This is a genomic window from Dorea sp. 210702-DFI.3.125 (genome assembly GCF_020560945.1).
Classification (GTDB): Bacteria; Bacillota; Clostridia; order Lachnospirales; family Lachnospiraceae; genus Dorea; species Dorea formicigenerans.
In genome coordinates this window covers 1-210 of the sequence record NZ_JAJCNF010000150.1, presented here as the reverse complement: position 1 = coordinate 210, position 210 = coordinate 1, and the positions used below count along the sequence as shown (strand labels likewise).

General features: G+C 50.0%; 1 protein-coding gene. It reads right to left on the bottom strand.

Annotated features, from left to right (window positions below):
- Positions 1–210: hypothetical protein (locus LI164_RS15905; RefSeq protein WP_331464390.1), on the bottom strand; the 210-nt coding region annotated here is incomplete at both ends.

Sequence of the window (210 nt, the reverse complement as noted above, 5' to 3'; positions counted from 1 at the left end):
CGAATGCCAATTTCCGTGGTACGCTCACGCACTGTCACCATCATGATGTTCGATACGCCAATAGCTCCGGCAAACAAGGTACCCAACCCTACCATCCAAATCAATATTCGGACTCCCGTCATCAGATTGTCCACCATAGAGAACATGGCCTCCGCATTCAGCATCATCACTGCCTGCTTATCATCCGGAGAGATGTAATGAGCCGCCTTT